We start from the raw sequence: 16302 nt of genomic DNA, 5'->3' as shown, positions 1-16302 counted from the left end.
AGCCAGATCAGCCGAACAGATGGTAAACCTTTGACGCATTTTTCGCTTGGTTGATCTGCGACATCTCTTCAAAAATCGCCTGGCGCTCGCCGGTCGTCACTTCCAGCAGTTGCTGGTAGACCACCAACAAACTCTCCAGCTTCTCCCGTAGCGCCCCCTCGTCCACCGGCGCTTCGCTGAGCACCTCGTCGATGCAGGCGCGGCAGCCCATGTCCAATTCGCCGATAGCATCCCAATTGCGTTCCGCCAACGCGCCGATCAAGGCGTCACGGGTTTCGTCAATGCGTTGCAGTGCGTGGCTCATGCTGTGTTCCTCAAGGCCGGCGGCCTTACTGTGGCGCGATGGCATCCCAGCCACTTTTGACGGTAATCAACAAGCGCGCGACTTCGTCGATCATGTCGGCATCGTTGACGCCATTGGCCTCAACCAGGCGGTTGCTCATGTATTCGTACAATGCATCCAGCTGTTGCACCGCCGCTGGATCCTCGGCTTTTTCCGGCTCCAGGCCATCGCGCAGGCCGGAGATAATCTCGATCGCCTTGCCCAGCATCAGGCCCTTCTGGGCGATATCACCACGGCTCAATGCGCCCTTGGCCTGGGCCATGCGATCGAGGCCGCCCTCCATCAGCATTTGCACCAGACGGTGCGGGCTGGCTTCGGAGATCTGCGCGTGGGAATTGACCTTCTGGTATTGGCGAAGGGCTCTCATTGGGTTCATGTTGCTACCTCGTTACAGACCACAGTCGAATAGGTTTGCTTAATCAGTTTTTCGACTGTGCCGAGAAAAACTTTAATCCCTCAGCGGCTGCCCGGGCCCTTTTCCAGGGCCCTCGGCACACCGTTTATCAGCTCGACTTCGGATTGTTCAGCGAGTTGAGGGTGGTCATGATGCTGGAGCTGCTGGCATTGATTTGCGCGATCATCGTGTCCATGGCGGTGTACTTGGCCGACAGCGACTTCTGCAGGGCTTCCATGCGACGGTCCAGGTCGGCTTTCTCGGTGGTCAGGTCGGTCAGCTTGGTGTTGAGATCCGTCGCACGGGTCGCCAGGGTACCGGTGGAACCGACATAGCTGGAAGTGGCCTTGTTCATGCGCGTGATCAAACCCGTGTCGCCGGTGAACATCTTGGCGATATCGCCCGCACCCTTGACCACTGCCTTGTCCCACGCCTTGTCTTCCAGGCTCAGCAAGCCGGTTTTCTGATCGGTGGTGATGCCCATCTGCGCCAGGCTGGTCATGCTGCCCGCCCCTTTGCCGTTGACCAACTCGGAACGCAGGCTGGAGACCAACTGGCGCATCGACGCATCGCCGGTCAAGGCACCGGCCGTGGTGGTGGACGCATCGCCAGTCGCGGTGACCTTGGTCTGGGCGTTGATGGCGGTCATCAGCGTGTTATAGGCGGTGACGAACGACTGGACCGAGGTCTTCAGGGTGTCGGTGTTGCTGGCCACCGTCAGGGTAACGGTCTTGGTCAGGTCGCCATCCAGCAGTTCCAGGGTCACGCCGCTGATCGCGGAAGTGATCTTGTTGCTGGTGGACTCCATCTTGACGCCATCGATGGAGTAGTTGGCGTTCACTGGCGGCTTACCCTTGTCATAACCGACCGCCAGCTCCGAATTGCCACTGAGGGTGATATCGGTGTCTTTGCCACTGTTGCTGGAGGTCAGTACCAGACGCCCGCCATTGGAGTCACTCAGTACGTTGGCACTGATGCCCTGGGCCGAAAGCTGGGTATTGATGGTTTCGCGGACCTCTTGCAGCGTCGCGCCACCCGGCACCAATACATCGTAGCTCTTACCCGACTGGGTAATGGTCAGCGTCTGGGTTTCATCGCTGGCGTTGGCTTTGCCCGAGGCGCCACCTTCGATAACTTTGCTGGAGACCTTCGACGAGGTCGCCAGATTCTCGACCTTGAGGCTGTACTTGCCTGGGGCCGCGCCGTCACCCAGGGTGACCTTGGCGTTTTTTTCTTCGGAGGTCGTGGCGGCCAGGCCATTGAAGGCGGCCTGGTTGTTCAACTTGGTGATTGCCGCCTGGTAGGCTTCCAGCGCCGTTTTGACAGAGCCCACGGCCGACAGCTTGACGGTGGCGTCTTTCTGCTGGGCAGTGATCTGCGCGTCTTTGGGTGCCCTTTCGGCTCCCACCAACGCCTTGACGATCGCTTGGGTGTCGTAGCCCGAACCTGGGCCGGAAATCGTTGAACTAGCCATTTGCTACTCTCCTTGTCCTGCGGTTGCCGCTTTTTTGGCGTACGAACGCCCAAGCAGCAATCAGAAACATGTTTCGTGCCAACTCAGGCCTTTGTATCAAACAACAGGCTGCTGGCATCGCTCAGGTTCTGCGCCAGCTTCAGCGCAATCTCCGATGGAATCTGTCGAATCACTTCGCCACTGTCGGTGGCGATCACCTTGACTACCACTTTGCCGGTGGAGTCATCGATGGAAAAATCCAGGTTGCGCTGTGAAGCCTGCACAAACTCACGCATATCGGTGACCGCTTTTTCCAGTGCCACGCGCTGGGGCTCCTCGGCGGACTCGGTCTCGGCCTGCGGGACAGGCTTGGCCCGTACTGCAGTCGCGGCGGGAGCCTGGGTGGTAACAGCCGGGTAAGACGCGTTCAGCTTGATGCTCATGTCCATGTCATCACCTCCAAACTGAAAAAACGGAAGGGCACGTTAGCACCCCCCCGTTGATTAACCGCTAGCCGTTATTACTGAAGCAGCTTCAGTACAGCGGATGGCAGTTGGTTGGCCTGGGACAGGATCGCAGTGGAGGCCTGTTGCAGGGTTTGTTGCTTAGTCAGTTCAGCGGCTTCGGAAGCGAAGTCAGCGTCTTCTACGCGGCCTTTGGCAGCCGAGGAGTTCTGCGAAATGCTCTGCAGGTTGGCCACGGTGCTGGCGAAACGGTTTTGCACCGCACCCAGCTGCGAACGCTGGCTGTCGATCTGCTGCATGGCGTCGTCCAGGGCCTGGATGGCTTGCTGGGACGAAGCGGCAGTCAGGATGCTCAGGTCGGAAACGCTGGTTTCCATGGTGACGGCAGTTTTGGTACCGGCGTTGGCAACAGCAGTCAGACCCAAGGCGGCCAGACCAGTACCAGCGCTACCGTCCTTGATGGTGATGTCTTTGTCAGCGAACAGGTTCAGGGTACCGTCAGCATTTTTGCTGGCTTGAACGCCGGTGCTGGCGCTGTTGATCGATGCTACGATCGCGTCAGCGGTGTCACCTTTCTTGAACTTGACTTCAACGCCGTTTACATCGATGGAAGTGTCAGCAGTCAGCTTAGCCTGGGAAGTACCAGCCGACAGCCCCAGTTGCGACAGCGAACCAGATGCAGTGTTAGCCAGCTTGATGTCTTCACCATTACCCGATGTGACTTTAACGCGACCGTCAGTGAAAGTTGCAGTAGCACCAGTACCAGCTGCGGCTGCAATATTGGTCAGCACGTTGGTCATGGTGTCAGCACCAGTCCAAGTTACTGCAGTGCCGTTAACAGAGATGGCACCGGTAACACCCATTGCACTAGTGGCGGTTGTAGCTACAGCTGCGGTTGTACCAGGAGCGCCCAGACCCAGCTTAGCCAGACCGTCAGTAGCACCAGCTACAGCAGAGGCGCCCAGAACGATATCGCTCTTAGAGTTCAGGGTCACAACACCAGCAGCTGTAGTAGTAGCACTTACGCCGGTCTGGGCAGTTTTAGCGTTGATAGCTGCCGCTGCGTCAGTACCAGCCTGAGCACCTGCAGTAGCAACACCCAGGGCAATCTCTACACCGTTGATGGTGAATGCGTCAGTAGCAACTGTAGCGGTTGCTGCTGCACCAGCTTTAGTAGCCTTGTCACCCAAGACCGAACCAGTAGCAGTTGCAGCCAAACCAGTCATTGCGGTGCCGTCTACAGCGGCTTCTTTGAAGTTACCCTTCAGAGCAGTCGAGCTGATATCAGTCATACCGAACGAGATAGTTTCGTTGGCGTTTGCACCGATCTGGAATGCTACGTTGTTGAACGAACCGTCCAGCAGGTTACGACCACCGAAGGTGGTGGTGCTGGCAATACGGTTCAGCTCGCCGACTTTAGCGGTGAATTCTTGCTGCAGGGAAACACGGTCAGCGTCGCTTTTATCACCGTTCGCCGCTTGCAGGGCGAGTTCACGCAGACGCTGCAGGGTGTTGGTGGATTCTTGCATTGCGCCTTCAGCGGTCTGGGCAATCGACACGCCGTTGTTGGCGTTGGAGATTGCAACGTTCAGGCCTTTGACCTGGTTGTTCAGACGGTTGGCGATCTGCATGCCAGCGGCATCGTCTTTGGCGCTGTTGATTTTCAGGCCGGAAGACAGACGGTTCATCGACTGGCTCAAAGCGTCGGAAGCTTTGTTCAGGTTCTTCTGGACGCCCAGGGAAGTAATGTTGGTGTTTACGGACATTGCCATGACGAAATCCTCGTGAGTTGGATACTGCGGCTTCCGGCCCTGGCAACCGCCGGGTGTGGCCTAGAGAACCTTCGTAATAGTTATCGTCGTGAAAGCAGGTTGCTTGAGGATTTTTTTGATTTTTTTTACTAGCCCTGTGCCACTCCTTGCATTTCAAGGCCTTAGAACCACAGAAATCCCCCTTGCCGGCTCTTACAGGGGAGGTGGGTGCCCATAAACAAAAACGCCCGGGCTCTTTCGATCCCGGGCGTTTTTTTGTGCAGCCTATCAGCGCATCAAGGCCGATAGATAATCGCCGAGCCCCACGACAGGCCCACGCCAAACCCGCTCAGGGCCACGCGCTTCCACTCGGCATCCATCACGTGCTTTTCCAGCAACAGCGGAATGCTCGACGACACGGTGTTACCGGTCTCGACCATGTCCTTGATGAATTTTTCCACCGGTGCCTCTTCAAAGCGGCGGGCCACGGCGTCGACAATCGCCGCACTGCCCTGGTGGATGCAGAAGGCATCAATATCGTCGGCCTTCAGGTCCGACTCATCGAGCAGCTCATGCAAATGCGCCGGCACCTTGAGCAGCGCGAAGTTGAAGACCTGGCGACCATTCATGAAGAACACGCCGTCGCTGACCTTCAAATGCGGTGCGCCGGAGCCGTCAGTGCCGAACTTGGCCTTGCCCAGTTGCCAGGGGGCATCTTCGCCCATCCAGGTGGCGGTGGCGGCGTCGCCGAACAGCATGGTGGTATTGCGATCTTGCGGGTCGACGATCTTGGAGTAAGGGTCGGCAGTCACCAGCAGGCCGTTTTTCAGGCCGGCGGCTTCCATGAAGCCTTTCATCGCGTAGATGCCGTAGACATAACCCGAACAGCCCAGGGAAATATCGAAGGCTGCGACGTGGGTCGGCAGGCCCAGCTTGTCCTGGACGATGGCAGCGGTGTGGGGCAGTCCTTCTTCGTCGCCGTTCTGGGTCACGACGATCAGCGCGTCAATCGACTCACGCTTCAGGTCCGGGTTGTTGGCAAACAAGGCATTGACCGCCTCGACGCACAAATCCGAGGTTTCTTGTGCAACATCCTTGCGCGGCAGGAATGCCGACCCGATCTTGCCAATGATGAACTCTTCATCCTTGGCGAATTTTGCACCCTGGGCGTAGTTGTCCAGCCCTTCTGCCGGCACGTAGCTGGCGATGCTTTTTATGCCAATCATTGTGGCTTCCCAATACAAAATAGCTGGAGAACACCCCTGAAAATCCTTCAGGGGCGCTGACAATAAAGGGGATAACCCCGCAAAAAACCGCCGAAACCACCGAGACCAAAGCCTGCAAAGCGGCCTGGCCTTTTCACACGATACAGTGAAGATGCGCTTTATGACTCATAGGTCACTCATTTTTGTGTGCTTTGTTTAAAAGCCTGCGCCAGAAACGACAACGGCCCACCCTGTTTCCAGGGTGGGCCGTCGGGTCTTGCCTGACCGATTACATCCGGCTGAACAGGCTCAACTGGGAGATTTTCACAAAGGCCAGTTGCGAAGCCTCCAGCATGGCCTTCTGGAACGCCAGGTCAATCGAGGCCGTGGCCACATCAGTGTCACCGATGGCAGACGTGGTCGACTTATTGGCCAGCACCATGCTGGTGTTCTCGGTCTCCTGAATCGCCAGCGAGTTCAACCGCGCGCCAATGGAGCCGCGCACCCCATCAACCTGGGCCTGGGAGGCCTTGATATTGGTAATGGCGGCGTTGACCACATCGGTCAGCTTGGCCTGGGCAATCGGGTCGCCGTCAGAAGGGGTTTCCAGGGCCTGACGCAACTGGCTGAGGGTATCCAGCGCATTTTGCGTCTTGTGGGTATTGGAGCCCACCGCAAACTGATCACCGTTGCCTGGCGCGCCGGTGATACTGAGCGTCACACCCGCCGCGGTGATGGTATCGGGTGTGGCCGGCACAGGCGGTGGCCCCGGCTGTGCCGGCGTGCCAGGCACCACATTGCCGGTGGAGATCGGCTTGCTGTCAGCGCTGATCGGCTGGGCATAGACCTCGTACGCCGTACCCGAAGTAAACTTGATCACCGCCCCCTTGTTCGGGAAGGTGCTGCTGTAGTCGGCCTGGCTGGTGACCGTGCCGCCGGACAACTGCGCCGATGAGGCGTTGCTGGCCGTACGCGAAACACTGAAGCTGTCCGGCTTGCTTTGCAGGGTGAATTCACGGTCCTTGTACACCGCATCGGCCTCGGCGCCTGGCTTGGCACCCGCCAGGTTCTGGTCGATATCAAACGTCACGCCGCGCACGGTGACCGAGGAACTGCCCTCCTTGGTCGCATCGAACTTGCCGTTGCCCGGGGTTTGCGCGGTGATGTCATTGCCCGCCGCATCTTTGACGGTGTATTCGGTGCTACTGAGGAAGGTCAACTTGTACGGCTGGCCGTCGGTGAAGCTGCTGTCGTAGGTAGACGGCGATGTGACGATACCGCCCGACACCAACACCTTGCCATCATTGACCGAGCCGGTAGCCTGGGTACGGCCAGCGTTCACCGTGCCTTCCAGGATCGATTTACCAGTGTCATTGACCACCATCGACAAGGTGTCGGAAACCTTCAGGCTCAGGGGTGTTTCATCACCCTGATAGCTGTAGGTGCCGTCGCTGTTGCGCGCGTAAGGTGGCGTGTCGCTCTTGCCGCCGGCAAACAGGTAATGGCCGGACGAATCCTTGCTGTTGAGCAGGCTCAAGACCTGTTTCTCGATTTCACCGATCTCGGCTGCAACGGCCTTGCGGTCGTCATCGCTGATACCGCCACCGCCCTTGCCGGCGACCTTGAGGGACAGTTCGCCCGCGCGCGCCAGAGCGGTGTCGATACTGGCGAGCACGCTTTCTTCGCTATTGAGCGAGTTTTTCATGCTGCCGATATTGCCCGCGTACTGCCCCAACATATCCTGCTGCTGTTGCAGCAACAGCAAACGCGCCGCGCCCACCGGATCATCGGCCGCCGTCTGGATACGCACGCCGGAGTCGATCTGCTGCTGGGTCTTGGTGACGTTGGAGAAGTTATTGGTATAACGCGCAGTGGTGGTATTGAAATACTGTTCGGTCGAGATACGCATCGTCTCAAACTCCCTTAAAGACTGTTGATCAGCGTGCTGAAGGTTTCTTGCGCAGCTTTAATGATCTGCGACGACGCGGTGTAGTACTGCTGGAAACGGATCATGTCGCCGGCCTCCTCGTCCAGGTTGACCTGGGACACAGAGCTGCGATTGGAGGTGGCGGCCGCGAGCATGGCGCTGGTCGCGCTGTTGTCGACATTGGCCTGGCTGGCCTTGCCCCCCACCGAAGACACCAACTGACTATAGGCGGTGCTCATGCTCACCCCCGCATTGCCATCAGTGGCGCCTACGGTCTTGCGGGTTTGCAGGTCGAGCAATTGCAGGGCGTTGCGGTTGTCGAGCTTGCCGCTGCTGTTGAACGATACGGTGTAGCTATCGTCCGGCTTGGGTTCGCCACGGATCACCGTGTTGACCCCGAACGTCTTCGCATTACCCGCAGCATCGACGTAGGGCACATTGATCGTCAGCTTGTTGTCCTGGCCGGGCACGATGGTACCGGTGCCAATGGGTTGGCCCTGGGCGTTATTGATCACATAGCTCTGGGTGCCATCGGCGGCCGGCTTGCCGAAGGTCATCTTGACCGGCATCGCGTTCTTTATCGCCGCTTCCAACTGCGCCGTGTCGGCACCGCCATGGATATCCAGGGGCAGTGTCAGAGTCGGCGGGTCGAACACGCCAGTGCCACTGTTGTTCTTGTTGCCCTCTGCCAACAGCGGCGCAGAAAACGCCAGCTTGTTGGGGTCGGTCATCACCACCTTCAGGTCCATCGCACCACCGGCGGTCGGGCTGACCTTGAACGTATCACCCGCAGCCACCGGCCCCTTGCCATCGAGGGCCAGGGTGAAGCCGTCGATTTGCGGTGGTGCCTGGGTGATATCGAACGTGCCCATGGCTTTACCGTCCGAACGCAGGACGGTGTACATCTTGTCGTCGCTGAACGTCACCTTGTAGTCAAAGGTGCTCAGCTTGCTGGTGTCTGTGATCGTGACATTCAGGTTGCCGGAGTTCGCACTGTTGCTTGAACCGCCCACACTGCGCTGGCCGATGGCAAAGGCACTGTTGATGTCATTGAACAGGGAGCTGCCGAACTGCCCGTTGGCGTCCAGGCCTTGGCCCAATTGGGTATTGATCGACTCACCGACGACCATCGCAGTACGGCCCAGATCGTTGATGGCCGGCATCAGCACATCCTGGCGATAACGCAACAGGCCGCCAATGGTGCCACCGCTGATCACCGAGCTGACGTCCATCGGTTGCCCGCCGGTGGTCAGCACTACCGAGTACTGGCTCTTGTCGTCCTTGCTCGGCACCGCCGACAGTTTGTTGGAAATACCGTCCGCGACCAGGGTCTGCCCGGTGCCCAGGGAAACGTTGAAATGCCCATCGGACTCCGTGACCTTGACCCCTACCAGTTCATTGAGCGAGCGCACCGCTTCGTTGCGCGCATCCAGCAGGTTCGCCGGCTCGCCATTGCCCTGGCCCTTGGCCTGGGAGATCTGCTGGTTGAGGGCCGCAATCGAGGAGGTCAATTGGTTGACCTGGCCGGTGACGGTTTCCAGTTGGCTGTTGATGCCTTCTTTCTGCTTGTTCAGCTCGGTCGCAATCGAGTTGAACCGGTTGCCCAGGGTCTGGGCAATGGTCAAGACCAACTGGCGCGCGGAGTTGTCGCTGGGGTTTGCCGAGGACGTCTGCAATGCGGCGAAGAAGCTGTTCAGCGCCGCGCCGACACCGGTGGACTTGTCGGACAGCAGCTTGTCCACCGAGCCGATCTGGTCCAGGTAGGCCTTGGCGTCGAAGTTCAGCGAAGTGGTGGTCTGCAACTGGGTATCGAGAAACTGGTTATACACCCGGCGCACGTCCGACAACGTGGTGCCGGTACCGACAAAGACACCACCGACCCCGGACATGCCGTTGGCCGTCTGCATGGTCTGCTGACGCGAGTATCCAGGGGTCTTGGCGTTGGCAATGTTGTTACTCAGGGTCGCAAGCGATCCCTGAGCCGCATTGAGTCCTGACATCCCGATATTTAGCAAACCCATGATTCAAACCTTATAAATGAGTGGTTGCGCCCGCGGCAGCGTAGTTCTGATAGCTGTTCATCGTTTTGGCTATTTGCGAAATCTTGCTGGCATAGTCCGGATCGGTGGCATAACCGGCTTTCTGCAACTCGCGCACAAACTGTTCCGGGTTATCGGCCGACTTCAGCACTTCTTGATATCTTTCATTGCTTTGCAGCAAGGTCACGAGGTCATGGAAGCTGTCCTGGTAAGAGTCGTAGGAACGGAACTGCGCCGTTTCCTTGACCATCTCGCCATTACGGAACTCGCTGGTAATCGCCCGTGCCTGGGCACCCTGCCAGCTCTGCCCGGCCTTGATGCCAAACAGGTTATGGCTGCTGCTGCCATCTTGCTGGCGCATGACCGACTTACCCCAACCCGTCTCCAGCGCGGCCTGGGCCACCAGGTAGCGAGGGTCGATGCCGATACGCTCGGCCGCCTGCTTGGCCATGGGCAGCATGGTGGCGACAAACTCGTCTTGCGAACTGAAGGCCTTTTTCGCCGGGGCCAACGGTGGCTGGGCCACGGCACGACCGTAGATCTGCATGCGCGAATCGTGGGCGGCAAACGTGCGCGCGGCCCCCTTGATCACGCCATCTTCGGCGGCACTGTTGCGCAATGGCGCAGCCTTGGCAGCCCCCGTCGCCTCGACGCCCGGCACGATACCGGCCAGCAGGCGATCAGTGAGTTTGCTCGGCAAGGCGATGCGCCGCTGATTCATCAGGGCCATGTCATTGCGCAGGGTGCCGTCATCGGCCCGTGGCACCACCTCGACCCGCGCCGCCCATAGTGCGCGCTGGCCATTGGAACGGCCCAGCGGGCCATCCGCTTGGGTGCCGGCGGCAATCGGCGTCGGCACGTCGACTTTCTTCTCGACCGCGTCCGGGCCCTGCAACGTCGAGGCCTGCCCTTCCACTGGTTTGTTCTTTTGCATCTGGCGCAACAGCACGTCCGCCAGGCCAATACCGCCGCCCTCGCGGGACAGCGAGACCGCCAATTGCTGGTCGTACATTTCCTGATACTGCTTGGCCGCCGGGGTGTTCAGCGGGTTGTCCTTGCCCAGGGCATCGGTGGCCGAGCGCATGGACTTGAGCATCTCGTTGAGAAACAGCGACTCGAACTCCTGCGCCACCTTGCGCATATTGCCTTCGCTGTTCTTGTCACCGAACTTGAGCTGGTTAAGCCGGTTGAGGTCGGAGTAGGAGCCCGAGTCTGCCGTACTGGCGATGCCGCTCTTGCGCATGTCCATGATCAGGGCCTCAAATCACGATCAGGTCGGCTTGCAAGGCGCCGGCCTGTTTCAGGGCTTCGAGGATCGCCATCAAGTCGCCGGGCGCCGCGCCCACCTGGTTCACCGCACGGACGATTTCATCCAGGGTGGTGCCGGGGCCGAACTTGAACATCGGCTTGGCTTCTTGCTGGGCATTGACCCGGGAACGCGGGACCACGGCGGTCTGACCACCGGACAACGGCCCTGGCTGGCTGACAATCGGGTCTTCGGTAATGGTCACGGTCAGGCTGCCATGGGTCACGGCCGCTGGCGACACCTTGACGTTCTGCCCGATCACGATGGTGCCGGTGCGTGAGTTGATGATGACCTTGGCCACGGCCTGGCCTGGATCGACCTCAAGGTTCTCCAGGATCGACAGGTAATCCACACGCTGGCTAGGGTCCAGCGGCGCAGTCACGCGGATCGAGCCACCATCGATGGCCTGGGCCACGCCAGGGCCGAGCATGTCGTTGATCTTGTCCACCACGCGCTTGGCAGTGGTGAAGTCTGAACGGTTGAGGTTCAGGGTCAGGCTGTTGCCCTGGTTGAAGCCGCTGGGCACCGTGCGCTCCACCGTGGCACCACCGGGAATCCGCCCGGCCGATGGCACGTTGACGGTGATCTTCGAACCGTCGCGCCCTTCGGCATCAAACCCACCCACCACCAGGTTGCCCTGGGCAATGGCGTAGACATTGCCGTCGATCCCTTTGAGCGGCGTCATCAGCAGGGTGCCACCGCGCAGGCTTTTCGAGTTACCAATGGACGACACAGTGATATCCACCACCTGCCCCGGCTTGGAGAACGCCGGCAGGTCGGCACTGATCGACACCGCCGCGACGTTTTTCAACTGCACGTTGCCCGAGCCTGGCGGCACCTTGATCCCGAACTGCGAGAGCATGTTGTTGAACGTCTGCAGGGTGAACGGGGTCTGGGTGGTCTGGTCGCCCGTACCGTTGAGCCCCACCACCAGGCCGTAGCCGATCAACTGGTTGGTGCGCACCCCAGAAATGCTGGCGATGTCTTTCAGGCGTTCGGCCTGGGCAGCGGCGCTCAGGGAGAGCAACAACAGCGCGGCCATCAGCTGTTTGAGATTCAAAGTGATCACCTAGAAAGGGAACAGCGGGCTAAGGAAGAAACGGTCGAACCAACCCGGCTGACTGGCGTCGGCAAACGAACCCGTACCCGAATAGGTAATGCGTGCATCGGCAATCCGCGTGGACGGCACAGTGTTGTCGGTGGCGATATCGTCCGCCCGCACCATGCCGGCGATGCGCACCAGTTCGTCACCGGTGTTGAGGGTCATCCATTTTTCGCCGCGCACGGCGATGATGCCGTTGGGCAGTACATCGGCCACCGTCACGGTGATCGAACCCACCAGGCTGTTGCCCTGCCCGGCCTTGCTGCTGCCGTTGGTGGCGCGGTCACCGCTGTAGCCCACGTCCAGGCTCAGGTCACCGCTGCCCAGGGGGTTGTTGGTGTTCAAGCCACCGCCAAACAGTGAGGTCAGGCCGATGCCGGTCTTGCTGTTCTTGGCCACCTGGGAGTTGGCGTTCTTGCTCGCCGTGGTGCGCTCGTTCAGGGTGATGGTGATGATGTCCCCGACCCGGAACGCCTTGCGGTCGCTGTACAGGTTCTGTTCGAAACCGGCCTGGTAGATCGAGCCGTTGTTGGCGGCGGCAGGCAGCGGCGTGCGCGGCAACACCGGCGCGTAGTACGGGTCATTGGGTTTTGGCGTCGGGGCGACACAACCCGCGAGCACGGCAATCCCACTCAATGCCAGAACAGAAACAAAGCGACTCATGACCCTTACCTCACGGTGTTGCAGGCGCCTTTTGAGCGCCCCATAGACTGGATTACAGATTCTGCGTAACGAACGAAAGCATCTGGTCGGCAGTGGAAATCACCTTGGAGTTCATCTCGTAGGCGCGCTGGGTGGTGATCATGTTGACCATTTCTTCCACGGTGCTGACGTTGGAGGTTTCCAGGGTGCTTTGCAGGGTGGTGCCAAACCCGTTGAGACCCGGGGTGCCGACTTGCGGCGCGCCGCTGGCGGCGGTTTCCAGGAACAGGTTGTTGCCGGTGGCTTGCAGGCCTGCCGGATTGATGAAGTCGGCGGTCTGCAGGTTACCGATCACTTGGGAGGCCGGGTTGCCGGCAATGGTGATGGATACGGTACCGTCGGCGCCGACCGTAAAGGTCTGGGCATCGTTGGGCACGACAATCGCCGGCTCCAGGGCAAAGCCGTTGGCCGTCACGACCTGGCCGTTGGAGTCCAGGTGGAAAGTACCGTCACGGGTGTAGGAAGTAGTGCCATCCGGTTGCAGGATCTGGAAGAAGCCACGGCCGTTGATCGCCATGTCCAGCGGCTGTCCGGTCTGTTGCAGGTTGCCGGCGGTGAAGTTCTTCTGGGTACCGACGATGGACACACCGGTACCCACTTGCAGGCCCGACGGCAACTCGCTGTCCTGGGTCGACTGGGCACCCGGCTGACGCTTGATCTGATAGAGCAGGTCCTGGAACTCGGCGCGATCACGTTTGAAGCCCGTGGTCGAAACGTTCGCCAGGTTGTTGGAAATAACGGTCAGGTTGGTGTCCTGGGCGGACAGACCGGTTTTGGCAACCCATAGAGCCGGAAGCATGCTGTTCTCCTTCGTGCGCCTGTTTGTTGGCGCCGCGTTACGAAATTGGTAATCAGTGGTGCTGCAATCAGCTCATCTGCATGACGCGGGTCATGGCCTGGTCGTCTTCTTTGGCGCTGTTCATCATTTTCACGTGCAGCTCGAACTGCTTGGACAGGGCCAGCACGGCGGTCATTTCTTCGACGGCGTTGACGTTGCTCGACTGCAGGAAGCCCGAGTTCACCTTGACGCTGGCATCGGCCACTGCCGGCTGGCCGTCCTTGGTGTGGATCGCGCCGTCCAGGCCCTTGGTCATGTTGGCCAGGTCCGGCTTGACCAGCTTGATACGGTCCACTACAGCCATCACCCGCGGGCCTTCACCCATGGCGCGGATACTGATGGTGCCGTCTTCGCCGACCTCGACCTTCTGCTCGGGCGGCACCGAAATCGGCCCGCCATTGCCCATGATCGGCATGCCGTTGCCGGCCCGCAGCACGCCGAGTGCATCGATATTCATGCTGGCGGTGCGCACGTAGGCTTCGCCGCCATCTGGGGTTTGCACCGCGATCCAGCCATCACCACCGACGGCAACGTCCAGGTCACGACCGGTCTCGACCATCGAGCCAGGGGAAAAATCAGTGCCTGGGCGCTCGGTCAGGGCAAAGGCCCGCGCCGGAAAGCTGTCACCAAACACCGGCATCGAGCGGGCCTGTTCCAGGTCACGCTGAAAACCGTTGGTGGAAATGTTCGCCAGGTTGTTGGCATGGGCCTTTTGCGCCAGCGCATTCTGGCTGGCGCCGGTCATTGCCACATAAAGGTACTTGTCCACGCTCATTCCTCTTACTGACGGACGCTTGCCGCCCACCGATGTACTGAGGAGTCTTTAGCAATTTGCGCACCAACTTTTTAAAAGTGGGGGAAAGCCAGGTGGGGCAAGGGGTTGCGTAGGATTGAAGGTGGATGAGGGGATGGCAGGGAGTCGGAAAAACGGCGGAGTTCTGCCGCTTGCGGCAAGCACCGGTCTTGGCCTTGACACAGGTCCATTGTGGGAGCGGGCTTGCTTGCTCCCACATTTTTACCGTGTTGGGCCAGGGGCTTATTTGTCGGCCTTGAGCACTTCGTAATCACGCAACTTATTGGCGATAGTGGTGTGGGACACCCCCAGGCGCTTGCCCAGCAGCCGACTGCTGGGGTGCTCGGCATACAAACTCTCCAGCACCGCCTTTTCAAACCGCCCGACAATCTCTTCCAAGCCGCCCTCCAGGGAAAAATCACCCAGCGGCTGGCGCACGCCGTAATCCGGCAAGCGAATATGCTCAGCCTTGACCGTGCCACCCTCACACAGCGACACCGCCTGGAACAGCACGTTTTCCAACTGCCGCACATTGCCCGGCCAATGGTAGTGACTGAGCCGTTCCATGGCCGCCGGTGCCAGCTTGGGCAACGGGCAACCAATCAAGCGGCTGGCCTGGTCGATAAAGTGCTCGACCAGCGGCGGCAAACCGTCGAGGCACTCGCGCAGCGGCGGGATATGCAACGACAACACATTGAGCCGGTGATACAGGTCCTGACGAAACTCCCCGCGGGCACACAGTTCCGACAAGTCCACCTGGGTCGCGCAGATCACCCGCACATCCAAGTAGACCTCTTCATCGCTGCCTACGCGACGAAAGCAACCGTCCTGCAGAAAGCGCAGCAACTTGACCTGCAACCGCGCGCTCATTTCGCCCACGCCATCGAGAAACAACGTACCGCCCGCCGTCAGCTCCAACAGCCCCAGCTTGCCCTCCGCCCGTGCCCCTTCAAACGCGCCTGGACCATAGCCAAACAGCTCGGTCTCGGCCATCGACTCCGGCAGCCCCGCGCAGTTGAGCGCCATCAGCGGCGACTGCCCGCGCGGGCTGGCCAGGTGACAGGCGCGCGCCAGCAGCTCCTTGCCGGTGCCGGTCTCGCCTTCTATTAATAGGGGCGCATCGAGGGGCGCCATACGCCGCGCTTCACGCACCACAGCAGCCATGACTCTGGAGCTTTGGAAAATGCTGTCAAAGCCCCGCAGCTCCTGCTTGCGCACATTGTAGATCCGCTCACCGACGCGGTCGGCACGGTGCAGGGTCAGCACGGCGCCGGCCATGGCTTCGCTGTCGTCATGCTCGGAAGATTGCAACGGGGCGATGTCGGCCAGGAACACATCGCCCTTGACCTTGACCCGCAAGCCATTGATCCGCGACTTGCTCGCGCGCACCAGCTCCGGCAGGTCGAAATCCTCGGCGTAGCGCGACAAGGGAATGCCTGGCACTTCGTCCACCCGCACCCCGAGCAACTGCGCCGCCGCGCGGTTGGCCGCGACAATCGAGCCGCCCATGTCGATGGACAGCACCGGGAACTCCAACGCCCCGAGCAAGGCGTTGAGTTCCATATGCCGACGCTCGCTGGGCATCAGCCCTACCCGCTTGACGCCAAACACTCCGGCAATCGCCTCGAACTGCGGGCGCAAGGCCTGGAACTGCATGTTCACCAGGTTCGGGCAATACAGGTAAATGGCATTGCCGTGCTCACCGCCAACCTCGCCCTTGGCCACGTTGACGCCGTATTCCACCAACAGGTTGAGGATGTCCCGCAGGATGCCGATGCGGTTCTGGCAATGCACTTTAATACGCATGTAAAGGCCCGGTTTGTTGTAGGAGGGCTGATCGGGCTGCGTCTTTTTGTCGCCGGACGCAGATAGTCGTCAAGATTATGTGACAGCCAACCGCCTTTTCAAACCCGAAAATCCCAATGCCAGGTGCGCAACGGCCAAATCGTAACGAATACTTTACGAAAAATACCGATTTTTCCTAC

14 protein-coding genes are annotated in these 16302 nt (G+C 59.8%); all 14 read right to left on the bottom strand.

Annotated elements, in window-relative coordinates:
- Positions 1–7: 7 nt before the first annotated feature.
- Positions 8–304 carry a flagellar protein FliT gene (gene fliT / locus HZ99_RS25285; RefSeq protein ID WP_029292500.1) on the bottom strand — a complete coding sequence of 99 codons (297 nt, stop codon included), beginning with the start codon at positions 302–304 and terminating at the stop codon, positions 8–10.
- A gap of 25 nt (positions 305–329) precedes the next feature.
- Positions 330–719, bottom strand: coding sequence for a flagellar export chaperone FliS (gene fliS, locus HZ99_RS25280; RefSeq protein WP_029292498.1), 390 nt, complete (start codon positions 717–719; stop codon positions 330–332).
- Between the two features lie 127 nt (positions 720–846).
- Positions 847–2211, bottom strand: a complete 1365-nt coding sequence (fliD, locus tag HZ99_RS25275; RefSeq protein ID WP_038446957.1) for a flagellar filament capping protein FliD — start codon at positions 2209–2211, stop codon at positions 847–849.
- Positions 2212–2294: 83 nt separating this feature from the next.
- Positions 2295–2639, bottom strand: coding sequence for a flagellar protein FlaG (locus tag HZ99_RS25270; protein ID WP_038446955.1), 345 nt, complete (start codon positions 2637–2639; stop codon positions 2295–2297).
- A gap of 71 nt (positions 2640–2710) precedes the next feature.
- Complete coding sequence (locus tag HZ99_RS25265; RefSeq protein ID WP_038446953.1) at positions 2711–4426, bottom strand: flagellin; 1716 nt, start codon at positions 4424–4426, stop codon at positions 2711–2713.
- Between the two features lie 275 nt (positions 4427–4701).
- On the bottom strand, positions 4702–5631 hold the full coding sequence (locus tag HZ99_RS25260; protein ID WP_038446951.1) for a ketoacyl-ACP synthase III: 930 nt from the start codon (positions 5629–5631) through the stop codon (positions 4702–4704).
- 268 nt (positions 5632–5899) lie between these two features.
- Positions 5900–7519, bottom strand: coding sequence for a flagellar hook-associated protein 3 (locus HZ99_RS25255; RefSeq protein ID WP_038446949.1), 1620 nt, complete (start codon positions 7517–7519; stop codon positions 5900–5902).
- A 14-nt stretch (positions 7520–7533) separates the two neighbouring features.
- Positions 7534–9558, bottom strand: coding sequence for a flagellar hook-associated protein FlgK (flgK, locus tag HZ99_RS25250; RefSeq protein ID WP_038446947.1), 2025 nt, complete (start codon positions 9556–9558; stop codon positions 7534–7536).
- Between the two features lie 10 nt (positions 9559–9568).
- On the bottom strand, positions 9569–10825 hold the full coding sequence (gene flgJ, locus HZ99_RS25245; protein ID WP_038446945.1) for a flagellar assembly peptidoglycan hydrolase FlgJ: 1257 nt from the start codon (positions 10823–10825) through the stop codon (positions 9569–9571).
- 10 nt (positions 10826–10835) lie between these two features.
- Complete coding sequence (locus tag HZ99_RS25240) at positions 10836–11924, bottom strand: flagellar basal body P-ring protein FlgI (RefSeq protein ID WP_162473208.1); 1089 nt, start codon at positions 11922–11924, stop codon at positions 10836–10838.
- Positions 11925–11951: 27 nt separating this feature from the next.
- Positions 11952–12647, bottom strand: a complete 696-nt coding sequence (flgH, locus tag HZ99_RS25235; RefSeq protein WP_032859002.1) for a flagellar basal body L-ring protein FlgH — start codon at positions 12645–12647, stop codon at positions 11952–11954.
- Between the two features lie 52 nt (positions 12648–12699).
- The gene (gene flgG / locus HZ99_RS25230) at positions 12700–13485 is read right to left on the bottom strand and encodes a flagellar basal-body rod protein FlgG (protein ID WP_032858999.1); all 786 of its coding nucleotides are present in this window, start codon (positions 13483–13485) and stop codon (positions 12700–12702) included.
- Between the two features lie 67 nt (positions 13486–13552).
- Positions 13553–14293, bottom strand: a complete 741-nt coding sequence (locus HZ99_RS25225) for a flagellar basal body rod protein FlgF (RefSeq protein ID WP_038448191.1) — start codon at positions 14291–14293, stop codon at positions 13553–13555.
- Positions 14294–14560: 267 nt separating this feature from the next.
- Positions 14561–16123, bottom strand: a complete 1563-nt coding sequence (locus HZ99_RS25220) for a sigma-54-dependent phenylalanine hydroxylase transcriptional regulator PhhR (RefSeq protein WP_038446941.1) — start codon at positions 16121–16123, stop codon at positions 14561–14563.
- Positions 16124–16302 lie beyond the last annotated feature (179 nt).

The organism is Pseudomonas fluorescens, assembly GCF_000730425.1.
GTDB lineage: Bacteria > Pseudomonadota > Gammaproteobacteria > Pseudomonadales > Pseudomonadaceae > Aquipseudomonas > Aquipseudomonas fluorescens_X.
Note: the sequence above shows the minus strand (reverse complement) of the source record. Positions and strands in the feature narration are given on the sequence as shown.

Coding starts and splice junctions, on each gene's coding strand:
- HZ99_RS25255 (WP_038446949.1), bottom strand. CDS start 7,519: ATGCGTATCTCGACCGAACAGTATTTCAATACCACCACTGCGCGTTAT.
- HZ99_RS25270 (WP_038446955.1), bottom strand. CDS start 2,639: ATGGACATGAGCATCAAGCTGAACGCGTCTTACCCGGCTGTTACCACC.
- HZ99_RS25240 (WP_162473208.1), bottom strand. CDS start 11,924: ATGGCCGCGCTGTTGTTGCTCTCCCTGAGCGCCGCTGCCCAGGCCGAA.
- HZ99_RS25220 (WP_038446941.1), bottom strand. CDS start 16,123: ATGCGTATTAAAGTGCATTGCCAGAACCGCATCGGCATCCTGCGGGAC.
- fliD (WP_038446957.1), bottom strand. CDS start 2,211: ATGGCTAGTTCAACGATTTCCGGCCCAGGTTCGGGCTACGACACCCAA.
- flgJ (WP_038446945.1), bottom strand. CDS start 10,825: ATGGACATGCGCAAGAGCGGCATCGCCAGTACGGCAGACTCGGGCTCC.
- HZ99_RS25265 (WP_038446953.1), bottom strand. CDS start 4,426: ATGGCAATGTCCGTAAACACCAACATTACTTCCCTGGGCGTCCAGAAG.
- fliT (WP_029292500.1), bottom strand. CDS start 304: ATGAGCCACGCACTGCAACGCATTGACGAAACCCGTGACGCCTTGATC.
- HZ99_RS25260 (WP_038446951.1), bottom strand. CDS start 5,631: ATGATTGGCATAAAAAGCATCGCCAGCTACGTGCCGGCAGAAGGGCTG.
- fliS (WP_029292498.1), bottom strand. CDS start 719: ATGAACCCAATGAGAGCCCTTCGCCAATACCAGAAGGTCAATTCCCAC.
- flgH (WP_032859002.1), bottom strand. CDS start 12,647: ATGAGTCGCTTTGTTTCTGTTCTGGCATTGAGTGGGATTGCCGTGCTC.
- flgG (WP_032858999.1), bottom strand. CDS start 13,485: ATGCTTCCGGCTCTATGGGTTGCCAAAACCGGTCTGTCCGCCCAGGAC.
- flgK (WP_038446947.1), bottom strand. CDS start 9,558: ATGGGTTTGCTAAATATCGGGATGTCAGGACTCAATGCGGCTCAGGGA.